The organism is Streptomyces sp. CB02009, from assembly GCF_001905825.1.
GTDB lineage: Bacteria > Actinomycetota > Actinomycetes > Streptomycetales > Streptomycetaceae > Streptomyces.
In genome coordinates this window covers 340,830-356,139 of sequence record NZ_LIVV01000004.1, presented here as the reverse complement: position 1 = coordinate 356,139, position 15,310 = coordinate 340,830, and the positions used below count along the sequence as shown (strand labels likewise).

Annotated in this window: 14 protein-coding genes; 5 read left to right on the top strand and 9 right to left on the bottom strand. The window is 72.8% G+C overall.

Annotated elements, in window-relative coordinates; translation table 11 throughout:
* Positions 1-39 precede the first annotated feature (39 nt).
* On the top strand, positions 40-837 hold the full coding sequence (locus AMK27_RS17930) for a carbon-nitrogen family hydrolase (protein WP_073908544.1): 798 nt from the start codon (positions 40-42) through the stop codon (positions 835-837).
* 204 nt (positions 838-1,041) lie between these two features.
* Here the strand turns inward: AMK27_RS17930 and AMK27_RS17925 are convergent, their stop codons facing one another.
* The 5 genes from AMK27_RS17925 to AMK27_RS17905 form a co-directional block, all read right to left on the bottom strand.
* Positions 1,042-1,893, bottom strand: coding sequence for a histidine kinase (locus AMK27_RS17925; protein WP_073908542.1), 852 nt, complete (start codon positions 1,891-1,893; stop codon positions 1,042-1,044).
* Positions 1,894-2,052: 159 nt separating this feature from the next.
* Positions 2,053-2,661: a hypothetical protein gene (locus tag AMK27_RS17920; protein ID WP_073908539.1), complete on the bottom strand. Its 609-nt coding sequence runs from the start codon at positions 2,659-2,661 to the stop codon at positions 2,053-2,055.
* A gap of 49 nt (positions 2,662-2,710) precedes the next feature.
* Entirely contained in the window at positions 2,711-4,168 is a 1,458-nt protein-coding gene (locus tag AMK27_RS17915) for a hypothetical protein (protein ID WP_073908536.1), read from the bottom strand.
* 14 nt (positions 4,169-4,182) lie between these two features.
* The gene (locus tag AMK27_RS17910; protein ID WP_073908533.1) at positions 4,183-4,626 is read right to left on the bottom strand and encodes a hypothetical protein; all 444 of its coding nucleotides are present in this window, start codon (positions 4,624-4,626) and stop codon (positions 4,183-4,185) included.
* Positions 4,627-4,727: 101 nt separating this feature from the next.
* The gene (locus AMK27_RS17905; protein ID WP_079188494.1) at positions 4,728-6,302 is read right to left on the bottom strand and encodes an aminotransferase-like domain-containing protein; all 1,575 of its coding nucleotides are present in this window, start codon (positions 6,300-6,302) and stop codon (positions 4,728-4,730) included.
* A 63-nt stretch (positions 6,303-6,365) separates the two neighbouring features.
* Between AMK27_RS17905 and AMK27_RS17900 the strand changes: the two genes are divergently transcribed.
* Positions 6,366-7,646: a trans-sulfuration enzyme family protein gene (locus tag AMK27_RS17900; RefSeq protein WP_073908530.1), complete on the top strand. Its 1,281-nt coding sequence runs from the start codon at positions 6,366-6,368 to the stop codon at positions 7,644-7,646.
* Positions 7,647-7,710: 64 nt separating this feature from the next.
* Here the strand turns inward: AMK27_RS17900 and AMK27_RS17895 are convergent, their stop codons facing one another.
* Positions 7,711-8,202 carry an LURP-one-related/scramblase family protein gene (locus AMK27_RS17895; protein WP_073908527.1) on the bottom strand — a complete coding sequence of 164 codons (492 nt, stop codon included), beginning with the start codon at positions 8,200-8,202 and terminating at the stop codon, positions 7,711-7,713.
* 56 nt (positions 8,203-8,258) lie between these two features.
* Here AMK27_RS17895 and AMK27_RS17890 point away from each other — a divergent pair, with 56 nt between their 5' ends.
* Entirely contained in the window at positions 8,259-10,064 is a 1,806-nt protein-coding gene (locus tag AMK27_RS17890; protein WP_073908524.1) for an NHL domain-containing thioredoxin family protein, read from the top strand.
* Here AMK27_RS17890 and AMK27_RS17885 read toward each other — a convergent pair whose 3' ends face one another.
* The gene (locus AMK27_RS17885) at positions 10,065-10,409 is read right to left on the bottom strand and encodes a hypothetical protein (RefSeq protein WP_073908521.1); all 345 of its coding nucleotides are present in this window, start codon (positions 10,407-10,409) and stop codon (positions 10,065-10,067) included.
* Between the two features lie 77 nt (positions 10,410-10,486).
* Positions 10,487-11,794 (bottom strand): M18 family aminopeptidase, encoded by a 1,308-nt coding sequence (locus AMK27_RS17880; RefSeq protein ID WP_073908518.1) that lies wholly within the window; start codon positions 11,792-11,794, stop codon positions 10,487-10,489.
* Positions 11,795-11,883: 89 nt separating this feature from the next.
* Here AMK27_RS17880 and AMK27_RS17875 point away from each other — a divergent pair, with 89 nt between their 5' ends.
* Positions 11,884-12,459 carry a YciI family protein gene (locus tag AMK27_RS17875; protein ID WP_073908515.1) on the top strand — a complete coding sequence of 192 codons (576 nt, stop codon included), beginning with the start codon at positions 11,884-11,886 and terminating at the stop codon, positions 12,457-12,459.
* Between the two features lie 103 nt (positions 12,460-12,562).
* Here the strand turns inward: AMK27_RS17875 and AMK27_RS17870 are convergent, their stop codons facing one another.
* Positions 12,563-14,392 (bottom strand): acyl-CoA dehydrogenase, encoded by a 1,830-nt coding sequence (locus AMK27_RS17870; RefSeq protein WP_073908512.1) that lies wholly within the window; start codon positions 14,390-14,392, stop codon positions 12,563-12,565.
* A gap of 330 nt (positions 14,393-14,722) precedes the next feature.
* Between AMK27_RS17870 and AMK27_RS17865 the strand changes: the two genes are divergently transcribed.
* The gene (locus tag AMK27_RS17865; protein WP_073908510.1) at positions 14,723-15,226 is read left to right on the top strand and encodes an SseB family protein; all 504 of its coding nucleotides are present in this window, start codon (positions 14,723-14,725) and stop codon (positions 15,224-15,226) included.
* The last annotated feature ends 84 nt before the right edge of the window (positions 15,227-15,310 follow it).

The following is a 15,310-nucleotide window of genomic DNA, read 5'->3' as shown; positions in this document are numbered from 1 at the left end:
GGCCGGTGTTGACGGCTCGAATGCCAGGACGGTGGTAGTGTGCGCGCCTCGCTGATCCAGATCGCGGTAGACCCGGACGAACCGGTCGACGCCCGACGGGCCCGGGTGGCCCGTCTCGTACGGGAGGAATCCGGCCGCGCCGACCTGGTCGTCCTGCCGGAACTGTGGCCCGTGGGGGCCTTCGCGTACGAGTCCTACGCCGCCGAGTCCGAGCCGCTGAACGGCCCCACCCACCGCGCGATGGCCGCCGCCGCGCGCGACGCCGGGGTCTGGCTGCACGCCGGTTCCTTCGTCGAGGCGGAGGGCGGGGCGCTGTACAACACCTCGCTGGTCCTCTCCCCCGACGGCGAACTCGCCGCGTCCTACCGCAAGATCCACCGCTTCGGCTTCGACAAGGGCGAGGCGGTGATGATGGCCGCAGGGGAGGACCTGGTCACCGTCGACCTGCCGCACCTCACCGTGGGCGTCGGCACCTGCTACGACCTGCGCTTCCCCGAGCTGTTCCGCGGGCTCGTCGACGCGGGCGCGCAGGCCTTCGTCGTCCCGGCCGGCTGGCCGGCCCGCCGCCGCGCCCACTGGAGCCTGTTCGCCCGGGCCCGCGCCGTCGAGAACCAGGCGTACGTCCTCGCCTGCGGTACGGCGGGCACGCACGCGGGTGTGGAGCAGGCCGGTCACTCGATCGTCGTCGACCCCTGGGGCGAGACCCTCGCCGAGGCGGGCCCGGACGAGGAGATCCTCCGGGTGGTCCTGGACCCGGCGAAGGTCACGACGACCCGCGAGCAGTTCCCGGCGCTGAAGGACCGGGTCCTGGGCGTCGCACCGCCGAAGCGCGCCTGAGCACACCGGGCCCGGTCGCACGGGCGGCTCCGGTCGTGCGGGCGGCTCCGGACCCGGCCTCCGTCGCGGGGACGGCTCCGGACCGGGCTTCGGTCGCCCGGGCGGCTCCTGACCCGGCCCCCGTCGCCCACCCGGCCCCCGTCGGCGCAGGGGCCGGGTGTGAGGCCGATGCCTTCTCTCGTACGAGCTCCGCTGCGCGGCCCGCTACGCCTGCGGCGGGGCCTCGCGACGGACGATCTCCGACTCGTCCGGGAGCAGGCCGGTCAGCTCCTGCCAGATCCGCTTCGGGGCGACGCGGCGCAGCCGGAACGGGCTGGCGGCCGTCACCTCGCCCTCGGTCACCGGCTCGGCGGGCAGCTCGCGCAGCCAGTAGCCGAGCGGACCGCAGTCCCAGGCGGCGACCACGCGGGCCCGTACACCGGCCTCCCCGTCCTGGTGGCCCTGCCAGGCCGCGGTCATCCGCCAGCTGGAGCGCACCTCCACGATCAGCTGTGCGAGCAGCGTGGCGGTGCCCTCCGCCGCCCCGGTGGCCCGCAGCGCCTCGACGACCAGCTGCCGCTCGTCCGCGCCGGGCGTCGACGCGGCCTTCTCCTGGGCCTGGAGGCCCGCTTCGAGGACGCCGACGGTCGTCTCGACGACCTGCTCCCCGGCCGGGCCGGCGCCCGACGTGTCGGACTGGCGCAGGGCGATCAGGTCGGCCAGCGTCCACACCACGGTCCGCGGCTCGACGAGCCGGTAGACCGCCTCCTCCTCGCCCGGCCAGGTCTCGTGGCAGACGACGTGGTCCTCGCCGATGAGCAGCCCGTGGTGCAGGGTGCCCTGCCGGCCGCCCGCCTCCAGGGAGAGGATCACGGTGGGGTTCACGAGGGTCTGCAGCAGGGGCAGCAGGAGCGTGGACAGCTCCCCTGCCGCGCTGATGAGCCCGGCGTCCCGGAGCCGCGCCTCTGCGGGCGCCATGGACTCCGGGACCGGCTGACCGGTCGCCAGCTGGGCGAGGACGAAGACCTCGTCGTCGGCCAGCCGGAAACGGGATCGGGTCACGTCGAAGGAAGGCATGTGTCGCTCACTCGGGTAGGGCGGGTAGGGCGGGTGCGGCAGGTAGGGCAGGTGGGGCATGCAGGGCGGGCGCGGCGGGTGCGCTCCGTGGGACGGGCGCGGCGGTGGGTGTGAGGGAGGCGGCCCCGGGCCGGGCGGCGGAGCACGCCCGGGCCGGAATCAGTACGCCGCCTCGGTCCAGAAGTGGGTCACGCGGGAGATGCCCGCCTTCACCGCGCCGATCCGGGTCAGGGCCGACCGGTCGACGCCCGCGAAGATCAGGGCCAGGGCCAGGTCCCCGCCCTCCGCGCGGCCCTCGGCCCGCACGGAGAGCCGCCGGTTCCTGCCGCGCCCCGACTCGCGGACGGTGATCCTGACCCCCGGGTCCTCGTCGTCGGGCTCGCGGGTCAGGACGTACGCGTTCTTGTCGAGCGCCGCGAGCCGGTACCGGTCGCCCGCGTACTTCATGGTCAGGGCGCGCTGGGCGAGCGTGGCGCCGAGCCGGTTCCGCTCCACGTACACCATCCGGTCGCCGACCCGCAGCGTGGACCGGTTCAGGGTCGGCAGCTTGAGCCCCTCGGCGTGCATCCCGCGGGCCTCGAACGAGGCCACGGGGAGCAGCCCGCCGCGCACCTCCGAGACGAGCGACTCGGGGCTGGTGCGGGGGAGCGGCGCCGTCAGCGTGATCTCGCCGAACTCCGGGGAGACCCCCTTCCAGCCGGCGCTGTAGCGGTGCCGGTCCCCCTCCTTCCACGCCTGGAGTTCGAACGGGCTGACCTGGGTGTGCATGAACGGATTCCTCTTCGGTCTGGGGGGTCTCGGGGGCGCGCGGCCGGGGTCAGTCGAAGGGGTTCAGGGCGCTGCCCAGCTTCTTCGCCCCGCTCGCGATGTCGGAGCCCACGTCGGACGCCTTGTCGCCGATCCAGTCCCCGGCCTGCTCGATACCCTTCCCGATGGCCTCGTGGTTGTCCCAGATCAGCGCGGCGCCGTAGGCCACGCCGGTGCCGACGGCGAGGCCGAGGGTGACCGGGGTCGGGGCGACGGTCAGGGCCGTCATCGAGGCGCTGAAGGCCGTTCCGGTGAGGTCCGAGGCGAACTTCGCCGGGTCGGCCTTGATCATGTCCGTGTTGTACGTGGTGAGGTTGGCGATGCCGTACGCGGTGGCCGCGACGCCGCCGACGACACCGGCGCCGCGCAGCACGCCGGCCGCCTTGGCTGCGTTGGCGAGACCGCCGTTCTGCGCGACCTTCAGGAGGTTGGCCTCGGCGGCGGTCGGCATGAAGAAGGCGCCGTTGCGCATGAATCCGCCGAGCATGGCGGCCTCGTCCGAGCCGGTCAGCGCGGTCGCGAGACCCGGCGGGATCTTGGTGAGCAGGCTGCCGGGCGCCGCGCCCGCGAGCCGCATGTTGAAGTGCTTGGACAGGAACGTGCCGGGCGCGGTCGGGTGGACGAACGGCGGCCGGATCGCCTTGGACAGCTTGTACGAGTACAGGCCGGCCGCGGTCAGGGCGCCGGCGAAGGCGCCGGCGGTGATCGTGCCCTTGGTGAACTTGTCGACCAGGTCGGCCAGTTTCTCGTTGCCGGTGAGCTTGGCGATGCCGTCGCGCTGGAGCCGCTGGACGTAGTCGTCGAGCGTCTCGTCGTCCTTCATCTTCAGCCAGGCCAGGTTCATCCGGTCGTCCTTGGCCTTGTCGTCGGCCGCGGCGACCTTCCCCGCGTCACCGTTGAACCCGGTGCCGAGGGTGCCGTCGTTCTTGTTGCCGTAGCCGTCCTTGACCAGGGCCTCCAGGTCCTTCTTCAGGTCCTGGTCGGCGAGGTCGAAGGCCTTGACGCAGCCGTCGAGGTGCTCGGTCCAGGCCGTCTCGGCCTCCCGCACGCTCTTGGCGCCGTCCGGGTCGTGGTGCAGGGCGCTGCGCTCGCTCGCCGAGAGCCGGTCGTAGTCGTAGGCGACCCTGCCCTGCTCGGACACCTTCATCCCGGCCTTGACGGCGTCGGCGCGGGCGTTCTCCAGCTGCTTCTTCAGCTCGGTGAACTGCTCGTGGGCGTTGCGCAGCACCGTCGCGGTGGCCTTCGCCTGGGTCTGGGCGGCCTGGTACTCGTAGCGGGTGGCCGCGAAGTTGGTCTGCGCGACGGTGGCGCTCTCGCCGAGCCAGGCCTGGGAGGTCGTCAGCGACTCGACGCTGTCGCGGTAGCGCTCCTCGACCTTCTTCAGGTCGCCCGCCATCTCCGTCCACTTGTCGGCGGTGGTGGACAGCTTGCCCAGGTCGGTCGTCATGATCTCGGAGTACGTCAGCATGTACGTCCGCCCCCTCAGTACTGCTCGATGCGCGAGGTCGGCCTGACCCCGGCGAGACGGGCCCGGTTGTCGAGCTCCTGCTGGCCGAACGTGAGCGCGGTGCTCCGCAGGGCGGTCTTCTCGGAGGCGAGGCGGGCGAGGAGGTTCTTCACCTGGCTGTCCCAGGTGGTCTCGACCGTCTTCAGGCCCGTCGCGGTCGCCCAGCCCTCGAAGCCGCCGACGGCGGCGGTCGTGGCGGCGTCGGCGACCTTGGCGGCCTTGGCCGTGTCCGGTTCCAGCTCGTTCTCGATGGTGTTTGCCGCGGCCTTCTTCTTTGCGGGTGCGGTAGCGAGGCTGGGCGGCCCACCGGAGGTGCCCCCGCCTCCGCCACCGCCGTCGAGCTGGTTCAACCGCGTTCCGACGGGGGCCTGTTCGGTCGCGCCGGACCGTATGCCGGCCCAGTCCTCGTCAAAACCCATGCCGCTGCGCCCCCATGAGAAAGAATGATCATCACTTTGCAGGTGCATCGTATGTTTCCGTGGTGAGGCCCGAGACGCAAGGCTGGATCCCTCCCCCCTGGTCAGAGCGTGATGCCCTGAAGCGACGCACCCGGTCGCACGCCCGTCTCCGCGCCCGTCTCCCCGACCCTTCCGGACCCCGGGTCCGCGCCCGGCGCTCCCGCCGGGGCGGGCCCGTACTCCGCCCAGGCCGCCGCCAGTCTCCGCACCGCCTCCGTGAGCACCTCCCGCGGCAGCAGGAAGTGCAGCCGCAGCTGCCGGACGCTGCCGCCGAGGGCGTCGGTCGTCGCGCCCGGCAGGACGGCCACCCCGTGCCGGAGGGCGACCTGGGCGAAGGAGACGCCGTCGCCGTGCGGGAGCCGCACCCAGAGGGTCTGGCCACCGGTCGCCGGGGCGCAGGACCAGGACGGCAGCAGTCGGGCGAGCTCGGCCCGCAGATGGGCGTGACCCGCGCGCAGGGCGTGCAGCCGGGCGGCCCGTACGGGCGCGAAATCGGCGAGGAGCCGCGCCGCGACCAGCTGGGACGGCACGTCGCAGCCCAGGTCGTGCAGGGCCTTCAGCCGGGCGAGACGGGCGATCAGCGGCGCCGGGCCGCGCACCCAGCCGATCCGCAGCCCGCCCCACACGACCTTGCTGAGCGAACCGACCGCGATCACCTCGCCGTACGCGGAGAGGGGCCGTGGTTCCCGCGCGGTGCCGAACGCCAGGTCGTCGAGCACCTCGTCGTCCACGAGCGGCACCCCCAGCGCGTTCGCCGCCGCCACGAGCCGGCGTCCGGCGAGCGGCGGGAGCACCGTGCCGGTGGGGTTCTGGAAGCGGGCCACCACGTAGGCCAGGGCGGGACGGTGGCGTTCCATCACCCGTACCGCCTCCGCCACGTCGACCCCGTCCGGCCCGACCGCCACCGGCAGCGGCACGGCGGCGGCCTCCCGGAACAGGTCGAGCGCCCCCGGATACGTCGGCGCCTCCACCAGCACCCCGTCCCCCGGCGCGAGCAGCAGCCGGGCGAGCAGCGAAAGCCCCTGCTGCGCACCGGTGGTGACGAGGATCTGGCCGGGCCCGGTCGGCACGCCCCGCTCCGCGTACCGCGCGGCCACCGCCTCCCGCAGGACGCCGAGACCGGCCGGGTGGTAGCCGAGATCGCCGCCCGGCAGGACGAGCGAGCGGTACGCGTCCACCAGCTCGGGCGGCGGCTCCGCGGGGGCGGCGCAGCTGAGCAGGATGACGTCGTCCGGCGCCTCCAGGAGGTGCAGGAACAGCGGGTTGGACGTCTCCGCCACGCGGGGCGCGCCTCCCGCCCGTGACGCGTCCCCCGCCTGTGACGCGTCCCCCGCCCGGGGCGCCTCCGGCGCGAGCGCCGGGCGCGCGACCCGGGTCCCGCTGCCCTGCCGCCGGACGAGCCGCCCCTCCTGGCGCAGGGTGTCGTAGGCCGCGACCACCGTCGTACGGCCGACGGCCAGGTCCTTCGCGAGCCGCCGGTCGGGCGGCAGCAGGGTGCCCGGGGGCAGCGCGCCCTCGTCGACCAGGCGGCGCAGCCGCGCCGCGAGCAGCAGGTAGAGGGGCCCGCGGCCGGCGGACCAGCGGCCCAGCCGCGAGACGAGGTCGGCGGGTGGGGGGGAGTGACCGATTGGCTTCATGGCCGAACCAATCTGCCGGGATTGGACCTGGGAAGGCAAACCCCCCGTCCACAGACTGAGTTCATGAGCACCGACTCCCCGTCTCCCGCGCCCGCCGACTCCGCGCCGTCTCCCGCGCTCCCGTCCGCGCCCTCCCCCACGGCCTCGCCGTCGCCGTCTCCCCGCCCCGAGACCCTCGCCGTCCACCCGCCGCACGTGGAGATCACCGGCAGCAGGCCCCTCGGGGTCCCGCTCCACCAGGGCCATGTCTTCGCCTTCGAGTCGGCCGACGCCCTCGCCACCGCCTTCACCTCCGCGGACGCCTTCCTCTACAGCCGTCTCGGCAACCCCACCGTCCGCACCCTGGAGGACGCCGTCGCCCGCCTCGAAGGCGGCACCGCCGGCGTCTCCTTCGCCTCGGGCATGGGCGCGGTGAACGCCGTCCTCCTCGGCCTGCTGGGCAGCGGCGGCCACGTCATCGCCCAGACCTGCCTTTACGGCGGCACGTACGCGGTGCTCACCGACCTCGCCACCCGCTGGGGCGTCGACGTCACGTACGTCTCCGGCACCGACCCGGAGGAGGTCCGGGCGGCGCTGCGGCCCGAGACCCGGCTGCTCTACCTGGAGACCATCGCCAACCCGACCACCCGGGTCTCCGACGTGCCCGCGCTCGCCGCCGTCGCCGCCGGGGCGGGGGTCCCGGTCGCCGTCGACAACACCTTCGCCTCGCCGCTCCTCTTCCGGCCGCTCGACCACGGCGCCGACATCGTCATCCACTCCGCGACCAAGTACCTGTCCGGGCACGCCGACGTCCTCGGCGGGATCGCCGTCTTCAAGGACGCCGGGCTGTACGGGCGGATCCGCCACCACGCGGTCGAACAGGGCGCGTCCACCGACCCGTTCGCCGCCTGGCTCACCCTGCGCGGCATGCAGACCCTCTCCCTGCGCATGGAGCGCCAGTGCGCGAGCGCCGCCGACCTGGCGGCCCGGCTCGCCGCGCACCCGGCGGTGGCGGCCGTACGCCACCCCGCCCTCGCCGACCACCCGGACCGGGAGATCGCCGCGCGCCTGCTGCCCGCCGGCGGGGGCGGCGTGGTCTCGGTGGACCTGGCGGGCGGCCGGGAGGCGGGCCGCACCTTCGTCGAGGCGGTCCGGCTCGCCTCCCTCAGCGTCTCGCTCGGCGATGTGAAGACCCTGGTGATGCACCCGGCCTCCACCTCCCACCACCAGCTCGACGAGGCGGCCCTGGCCGCGGCGGGGATCGGCCCCGGCACGGTCAGGATCTCGATCGGCATCGAGCACGTCGAGGACCTGTGGGCGGACCTGGAGCAGGCGCTGGATCTGGCGCTGGAGAAGGCCGCCTAGGCGGCCTCCGCGTCAGTCCTCCGCGTCAGTCCTCCGCGTCAGTCCTCCGCGTCAGTCCTCCGCGTCAGTCCTCCCGCTCCCGCTCGGCCATCCGGATCACGCAGACCGCGACCGCGACGAGCAGCGCGGCGTCGGCGTCCTCGCGGACCACGTTCACCGCGTACGTCTCGCGGACGTGGAACCACTGCCGGGAGATGTGGGCCAGCAGTTCACCCTCGTACTCGACGGTGAACTCCCGGTCCAGGATCCGGCCGCTGACGTCGAGCTCCGTGCCCTCGACCAGCGTCACCCGGTAGTGGTTGCGCAGCAGCGAGAGCCGTTTGCGGCGGACGGTCGCGAGCGGCCGCTCGTCCCGCTCGATCGTCATGGCGTCCCGCAGGCTGAACATCTTCTGCCGCAGGGTGATCAGGACGTGGCCGTCGGGGTCCTTCAGCTCCAGGGTGTCGCGCAGGCGCAGCGCCTTGCCGTCGACGAGGAAGGCGTGCCGGCCCTGCTCGTCCTCGATCCAGTAGTCGTCGCCGATCGCGAAGATCTTGTCCCGCACGAGATATTTCACGGCGCTATGCCTGCCCGCGCGGCCGGGGTCTCTCACCCGGATGGCAAGCTTGAACCATGAACGATGCCGCTTCGGCGCCCACTCCCGCGCCCGCGTCCCGCCGTGCCCGTGTCCGCGCCCCCGAGCTGATCGGCAAGGGTGGCTGGCTGAACACGGGCGGGGACGATCTGACCCTCGCCGACCTCCGGGGAAAGATCGTTCTGCTCGACTTCTGGACGTTCTGCTGTGTGAACTGCCTGCATGTGCTCGACGAGCTGCGCGACCTGGAGGAGAAGCACCGCGACACGCTCGTCATCGTCGGCGTGCACTCGCCGAAGTTCGTGCACGAGGCCGAGCACCAGGCCGTCGGCGACGCCGTCGAGCGCTACGAGGTGCACCACCCCGTCCTCGACGACCCGGAGCTCGCGACCTGGAAGCAGTACGCCGTCCGCGCGTGGCCGACGCTCGTCGTGATCGACCCCGAGGGCTATGTCGTCGCCCAGCACGCCGGTGAGGGACACGCCAACGCGATCCGGACCCTCGTCGAGGAGCTGGAGGCCGAGCACGAGGCCAAGGGGACCCTGCGGCGCGGCGACGGGCCGTACGTGGCCCCCGAGCCCGTCGCCACCGATCTGCGCTTCCCCGGCAAGGCGATCCTGCTGCCCTCCGGGAACTTCCTGGTCTCCGACACCACCCGGCACCAGCTCGTCGAGCTGGCCGCCGACGGCGAGACCGTCGTACGCCGGATCGGCGAGGGCGTCTTCCGGGAGCCGCAGGGCCTCGCGCAGCTCCCCGACGGCACGGTCGTGGTCGCGGACACCGTGAACCACGCCCTGCGCGTCCTCGACCCGGCGACCGGCGCGATCGAGCGGATCGCCGGCACCGGGAAGCAGTGGTGGCAGGGCTCCCCCACCTCCGGGCCCGCTCTGGACGTCGACCTGTCCTCGCCGTGGGACGTCGCCTGGTGGCAGGGCAAGGTGTGGATCGCCATGGCCGGCGTCCACCAGCTGTGGACGTACGACCCCGCCACGAAGACCGTCGAGGTCGCGGCCGGCACCACCAACGAGGGGCTCGTCGACGGGCCCGTCGCCGAGGCCTGGTTCGCGCAGCCCTCCGGGCTCGCCGCCACCGAGGACCGGCTGTGGGTCGCCGACTCCGAGACCAGCGCCCTGCGCTGGGTCGACACGGAGGGCGTGGTCCACACCGCCGTCGGCACCGGCCTCTTCGACTTCGGCCACCGCGACGGCGCCGCCGGGCAGGCCCTGCTCCAGCACCCGCTGGGCGTGACCGCGCTCCCGGACGGCTCGGTCGCGGTCTCCGACACGTACAACCACGCCCTGCGCCGCTACGACCCGGCGTCCGGCGAGGTGACGACGCTCGCCACGGACCTGCGCGAGCCCAGCGACGCGGTCCTCGTCGACGGCGACATCGTGGTCGTCGAGTCCGCCCGGCACCGGCTGACCCGGCTGCGCCTCCCCGAGGAGGCCGTCCAGGTCGAGGCCGTCGCCCACCGCACCCGGCGCGAGGCCACCGAGGTCGCCCCCGGCCGCCTCCGGCTCGACGTGGTCTTCCAGGCGCCCAACGGCCAGAAGCTGGACGAGCGGTACGGCCCCTCGACCCGCCTCCTGGTCTCCTCGACCCCGCCGGAGCTGCTCCTCGCGGGCGAGGGCACGGGCACGGACCTCTTCCGCGAGCTCGACCTCAACCCGGAGCTCACCGAGGGCGTCCTGCACGTCTCGGCGATGGCCGCGTCCTGCGACGACGACCCGGCGAACGAGTACCCGGCCTGCCACGTCCACCAGCAGGACTGGGGCGTCCCGGTGAAGATCACGGAGGCGGGCGTGTCCCGGCTGCCGCTGATCCTCGCCGGTATGGACGCGTAGTCAGCGGACGAGACCCTGGTTCCTGGACGGCCGCCCGGCGGCGGCGTCCAGGCACCCGTCCACCCAGGCGGCCGGGTCGTGCACGGCCCGGTCGCCGCCCATGCCCTGCCGCTCCATGAGCACGCACTCCCCGGCGAGCAGCGCCTTCGTCCGCGTGCCGTCCACGTCGTACCCGCGGATCCGGGACGCCATGACGAAGCCGCCCTCGTAGGAGATGTCGGTCCCCCACGGCGGCCGGTCGTTGTACGTGCCGACCAGCACTCCCGCCACCGCCGCGGCGAGCACGGCGGCTCCCCCGACACCCGCGATGAACCTGCCCCGGGAGGGCCCCTCATGACGATGCATGGGGCGACCCTGCCAAGCGGGACCTTTCGCGGATGTTTCGCGGCCCGGGCCGTCCCGCGGCCCGGGGCCGCCGGACCTCAGCCCTCCAGGAAGGCGACCAGCGCGTTGGCCAGGAGGTAGGGGTCGTCGGCGCCGCAGAGTTCGCGGGCGCTGTGCATGGAGAGGATCGCCACGCCGATGTCGACCGTCTTGATGCCGTGGCGGGCGGCGGTGATCGGGCCGATCGTCGTGCCGCAGGGCATGTCGTTGTTGGAGACGAACGACTGCCACGGCACGCCCGCCTTCTCGCAGGCGGCGGCGAAGACCGCGCGGCCGCTGCCGTCGGTGGCGTACCGCTGGTTGACGTTCACCTTCAGGATCGGGCCGCCGTTGACGCGCGGGTGGTGCGTCGGGTCGTGGCGCTCCGCGTAGTTCGGGTGGACGGCGTGGCCGGTGTCGGAGGAGAGGCAGACGGTGCCGGCGAAGGCCCGGGCGCGGTCCTCGTAGGCGCCGCCGCGCGCGTACACCGAACGCTCCAGGACGTTGCCGAGGAGCGGGCCCTGGGCGCCGGTGTCGGCCTCGGAGCCGTTCTCCTCGTGGTCGAAGGCGGCGAGGACCGGGATGTACGGGAGGTCGTCGCGGCCCGCGAGGGAGGCGAGCGCGGCGACGGCGGCGTGCACGGACAGCAGGTTGTCCATGCGCGGCCCGGCGAGCAGCTCGCGGTCGCGGCCGAGGTACGCGGGGGCGTCGACGGCGTGCACCATCAGGTCCCAGCCGCTCACGTCCTCGGCGTCGACGCCGGCCTCGGCGGCGACGAAGGAGATCAGGTCGCCCTCGTGGACCTCGCCGATGCCCCAGATGGGCTGCATGTGGCGCTGGCGCTCCAGCTTGAGGCCGTCGTTGACGCCGCGGTCGAGGTGGATCGCGAGCTGCGGGACGCGCAGCAGCGGCCGGTCCACGTTGACCAGGTGGTGGCTGCCGTCGCGGAGGGTGAGCCGCCCGGCGAGGCCGAGGTCGCGGTCGAGCCAGGTGTTGAGCAGGGTGCCGCCGTAGATCTCGACCGCGACCTGCCGCCAGCCGTGCGCGCCCATGTCGGGCTGCGGCTTGACGCGCAGGTTGGGGGAGTCGGTGTGGGCGCCGACGATCCGGTACGGGGTGTGGGCGGAGGCGCCCTCCGGCACGTACCAGGCGATGATCGCGCCGCCGCGGACCACGTACTTGCCGCCGCTCGTCGCGTCCCACGCGGCGGTCTCCTCGACGCGGCGGAACCCGGCCTTCTCGAGCCGCTCGGCGGCGCTCGCGACCGCGTGGTACGGCGAGGGCGAGGCCGTCAGGAAGGCCATGAGGTCGTCGGTGTGGCCGCGGTCGAAGGGGCCTGCGGTGGGACGGGAGGCTGCGCTGCTCATGGGTTCCACCTTACGCAGGGCCCGGTATACGAATACGGGGCCCCGCAAATCGCTCGCCCCGCGCCCTCGCGCGAGGAGATCCTTCGGACATGGAATTCCTCTGCTACCACCGGGACCGGACCGGCTCCCTGCCGTTGCGCCAGGCGTTGAACGAGGCCCACCTGGCCTACATGGACCGGTACGCCGAGAAGATGATCGCCCGGGGGCCGACCTTCGGCGAGGACGGCGAGACGCTCACCGGCAGCGTGCACGTCCTCGACCTCCCCGACGCGGACGCCGCCCGCGCCTTCGCCTTCGATGAGCCCAACCACCAGGCCGGCGCCTACCGGGACGTGATGCTGCGCCGGTGGCGCAACGTCCTCGGGCGCACCATGTGGGACTACCCCGGCGGCCGGACCGGCGGCGACCGCTTCCTGGTGATCGGCCTCGGCGCGCCCACGGCGGCGGCGGAGGCCGTCGACCTGGAGGCGCCGGCCGACTGGGAGGACCGGGGGGACCTGATCGCCTACGGGCCGCTGCTCTCCGACGACGGCGCCACCTGGCTGGGTACGGCGGCGCTGGTCAGGGCGCCGGACCGGGAGGCGGCCCGCGGTGTCCTGCCGACCCCGGACGGGTACGCCGCGGTCGAGGTGCACGACTGGCAGTTCGGCGGCCGCCCCGGGTAGGGCACCGGGTAGGGCGCCCGGGTAGGGCGCCCGCCCGCGCGCAAGGGAACGGCCCGCCCCCCTCCCCGGGGACGGGCCGTGCCTGTGTGAACGGGGGCGCGTCCTAGAACGCGGCCTCGTCCAGGTCCATCAGCGAGCCGTCGACGGCCTCGGCGAGGGCGCGCTCGGCGCTCACGCCCGGCAGGACGTTGGCGGCGAAGAACTTCGCGGCCGCGATCTTGCCCTGGTAGAAGGAGACGTCCTTGCCCGCCGCGCCCGCGGCCAGCTTTTCGGCGGCGACGGCCGCGCCGCGCAGCAGCAGGTACCCGACGACGACGTCGCCGGAGGCCAGCAGCAGGCGGGTGGTGTTGAGGCCGACCTTGTAGATGTTCTTGACGTCCTCGCCGGTGGCGGTGAGGTCGGTGATCATCGTGCCGACGATGCTCTCCAGGTCGACGGCGGCCTTGGCCAGCGCGTCGCGGGCGCCGGCCAGCTCCTCGCCCCCGGTGCCGACCGCGAGGAACTTCTTGATCTCCTCGGACAGCGCGTTCAGGGACGCGCCCTGGTCGCGGACGATCTTGCGGAAGAAGAAGTCCTGGCCCTGGATGGCCGTGGTGCCCTCGTAGAGGGTGTCGATCTTGGCGTCCCGGATGTACTGCTCGATCGGGTACTCCTGCAGGAAGCCGGAGCCGCCGAAGGTCTGGAGCGACTGCGCGAGCTGCTCGTAGCCCTTCTCGGAGCCGTAGCCCTTGACGATCGGGAGCAGCAGGTCGTTCAGGCCGTGCAGCGCCTTGGCGTCCTCGCCGGCCGCTTCCTTGATCGCGATCTCGTCCTGCACGGAGGCCGTGTAGAGGACGAGGGAGCGCATGCCCTCGGCGTACGCCTTCTGCGTCATGAGCGAGCGGCGGACGTCGGGGTGGTGGGTGATGGTGACCTTGGGCGCGGCCTTGTCCATGAAGTTCGCCAGGTCGGTGCCCTGGACGCGCTCCTTGGCGTACTCCAGGGCGTTGAGGTAGCCCGTGGAGAGGGTGGAGATCGCCTTCGTGCCGACCATCATGCGGGCGAACTCGATGATGAGGAACATCTGGCGGATGCCGTCGTGCTTGTCGCCGATCAGCCAGCCCTTGGCGGGGTGCTGGTCGCCGAAGGTCATCTCGCACGTGTTGGAGGCCTTGAGGCCCATCTTGTGCTCGACGTTGGTGGCGTAGACGCCGTTGCGCTCGCCCAGCTCGCCGGTCTCCCAGTCGAACTCGAACTTCGGGACGAGGAAGAGGGAGAGGCCCTTGGTGCCGGGGCCGGCACCCTCGGGGCGGGCGAGGACGTAGTGGAGGATGTTCTCCTCCATGTCGTGCTCACCGGACGTGATGAAGCGCTTCACGCCCTCGATGTGCCAGGAGCCGTCCTCCTGCTGGGTGGCCTTGGTGCGGCCGGCGCCGACGTCCGAGCCCGCGTCGGGCTCGGTGAGCACCATGGTGGAGCCCCAGCGCTTCTCGACGGCGATCTGCGCGACCTTCTTCTGCGCCTCGTTGCCCTCGTTGTAGAGGATGCCGGCGAAGGCCGGGCCGGAGGAGTACATCCAGATGGCCGGGTTCGAGCCGAGCAGCAGCTCCGCGTACGCCCAGATCAGGGAGCGCGGGGAGACGGTGCCGCCGATCTCCTCGGGGATGCCCAGACGCCAGTACTCGGACTCCATGAAGGCGTTGTACGACTTCTTGAAGGTGGCCGGCACCGGGGCGGTGTTGGTCTCCGGGTCGAAGACCGGCGGGTTGCGGTCGGCGTCGGTGAAGGACTCCGCGAGCTCGTTCTCGGCGAGGCGGCGGATCTCGTCGAGGATGCTCTTCGCGGTCTCGACGTCCATCTCCTCGAACGGCCCGGAGCCGTACACCTTGTCGCGGCCGAGGACCTCGAAGAGGTTGAACTCGATGTCGCGGAGATTCGACTTGTAGTGCCCCATGGCGACGGCTCCGTTAAGGCTCGGGGAGGAGGATGTCCTGGTACGCGAGCGTGGCCCTGCTCGTACTACCGGTGAGTAGCCCACGCTTCCCTACGATGATGCTACCCACCGGTAATAAGAGCAACCCCTATCCGGCCATCTGTGACACGGGCCGCAGAAAAAGGGCCCGGGGCATGTGCCACGGGCCTCCCTCGCGGTCCTTCCCCGCGCTCCTCCCCGCACTCCGCTCCCGTCCTCCTCCCGCCCTCCTTCCGCGCGGGGGCCCGCCGCCGTCGCCGTACTCCCCAACGGCCCGTGCTGCGACCGTCTTCGGGTCGATAGGCTGGCCCCATGTACGGCTACGAGCAGAATCCGGGTGCCCAGCAGCAGTACGCCCCGCCGCAGCAGGGCGGGATGCAGGCCGGCATGCCGGGGGGAATGCAGGGCGGCATGCAGGGCGGGTACGGGCAGCAGCCCCCGCTCTACCCGGAGCCCTCGCCGCCCTCCCTCGCCGACGCGGTCCGCGCCTTCACGACGGGCACGCTCGCGCCCGAGGACTTCCAGCAGATCTTCGCGACCTCGAAGGTCTACTGCCCGCGCGGCGACAACCCCGGCTTCCTGGCCCTGCACAACACCCAGCAGCCGGTCATCCCGATGTTCACCTCGCTCAAGGAGCTGCGGCGGTACGCGGGCAAGGAGTCGAAGTACTTCGTGATCACCGGCGCCGAGGTGATCGACCTGCTGCCGACCGGCTACGGCTTCGTCCTGGACATGGAGGGCGACCACCGGATGGTCTTCGACGCGAAGGCCGTGGAGCAGATGGTCGACTTCGCGATGCGCAGGATGTACGGCTGACGCAGGCTTGGCCCAAGACACCCCCTAGACGTGGGGAGAGCGCCCGGGAGGAATGACTCCCGGGCGTTCCGCGTTGTGGGTGGC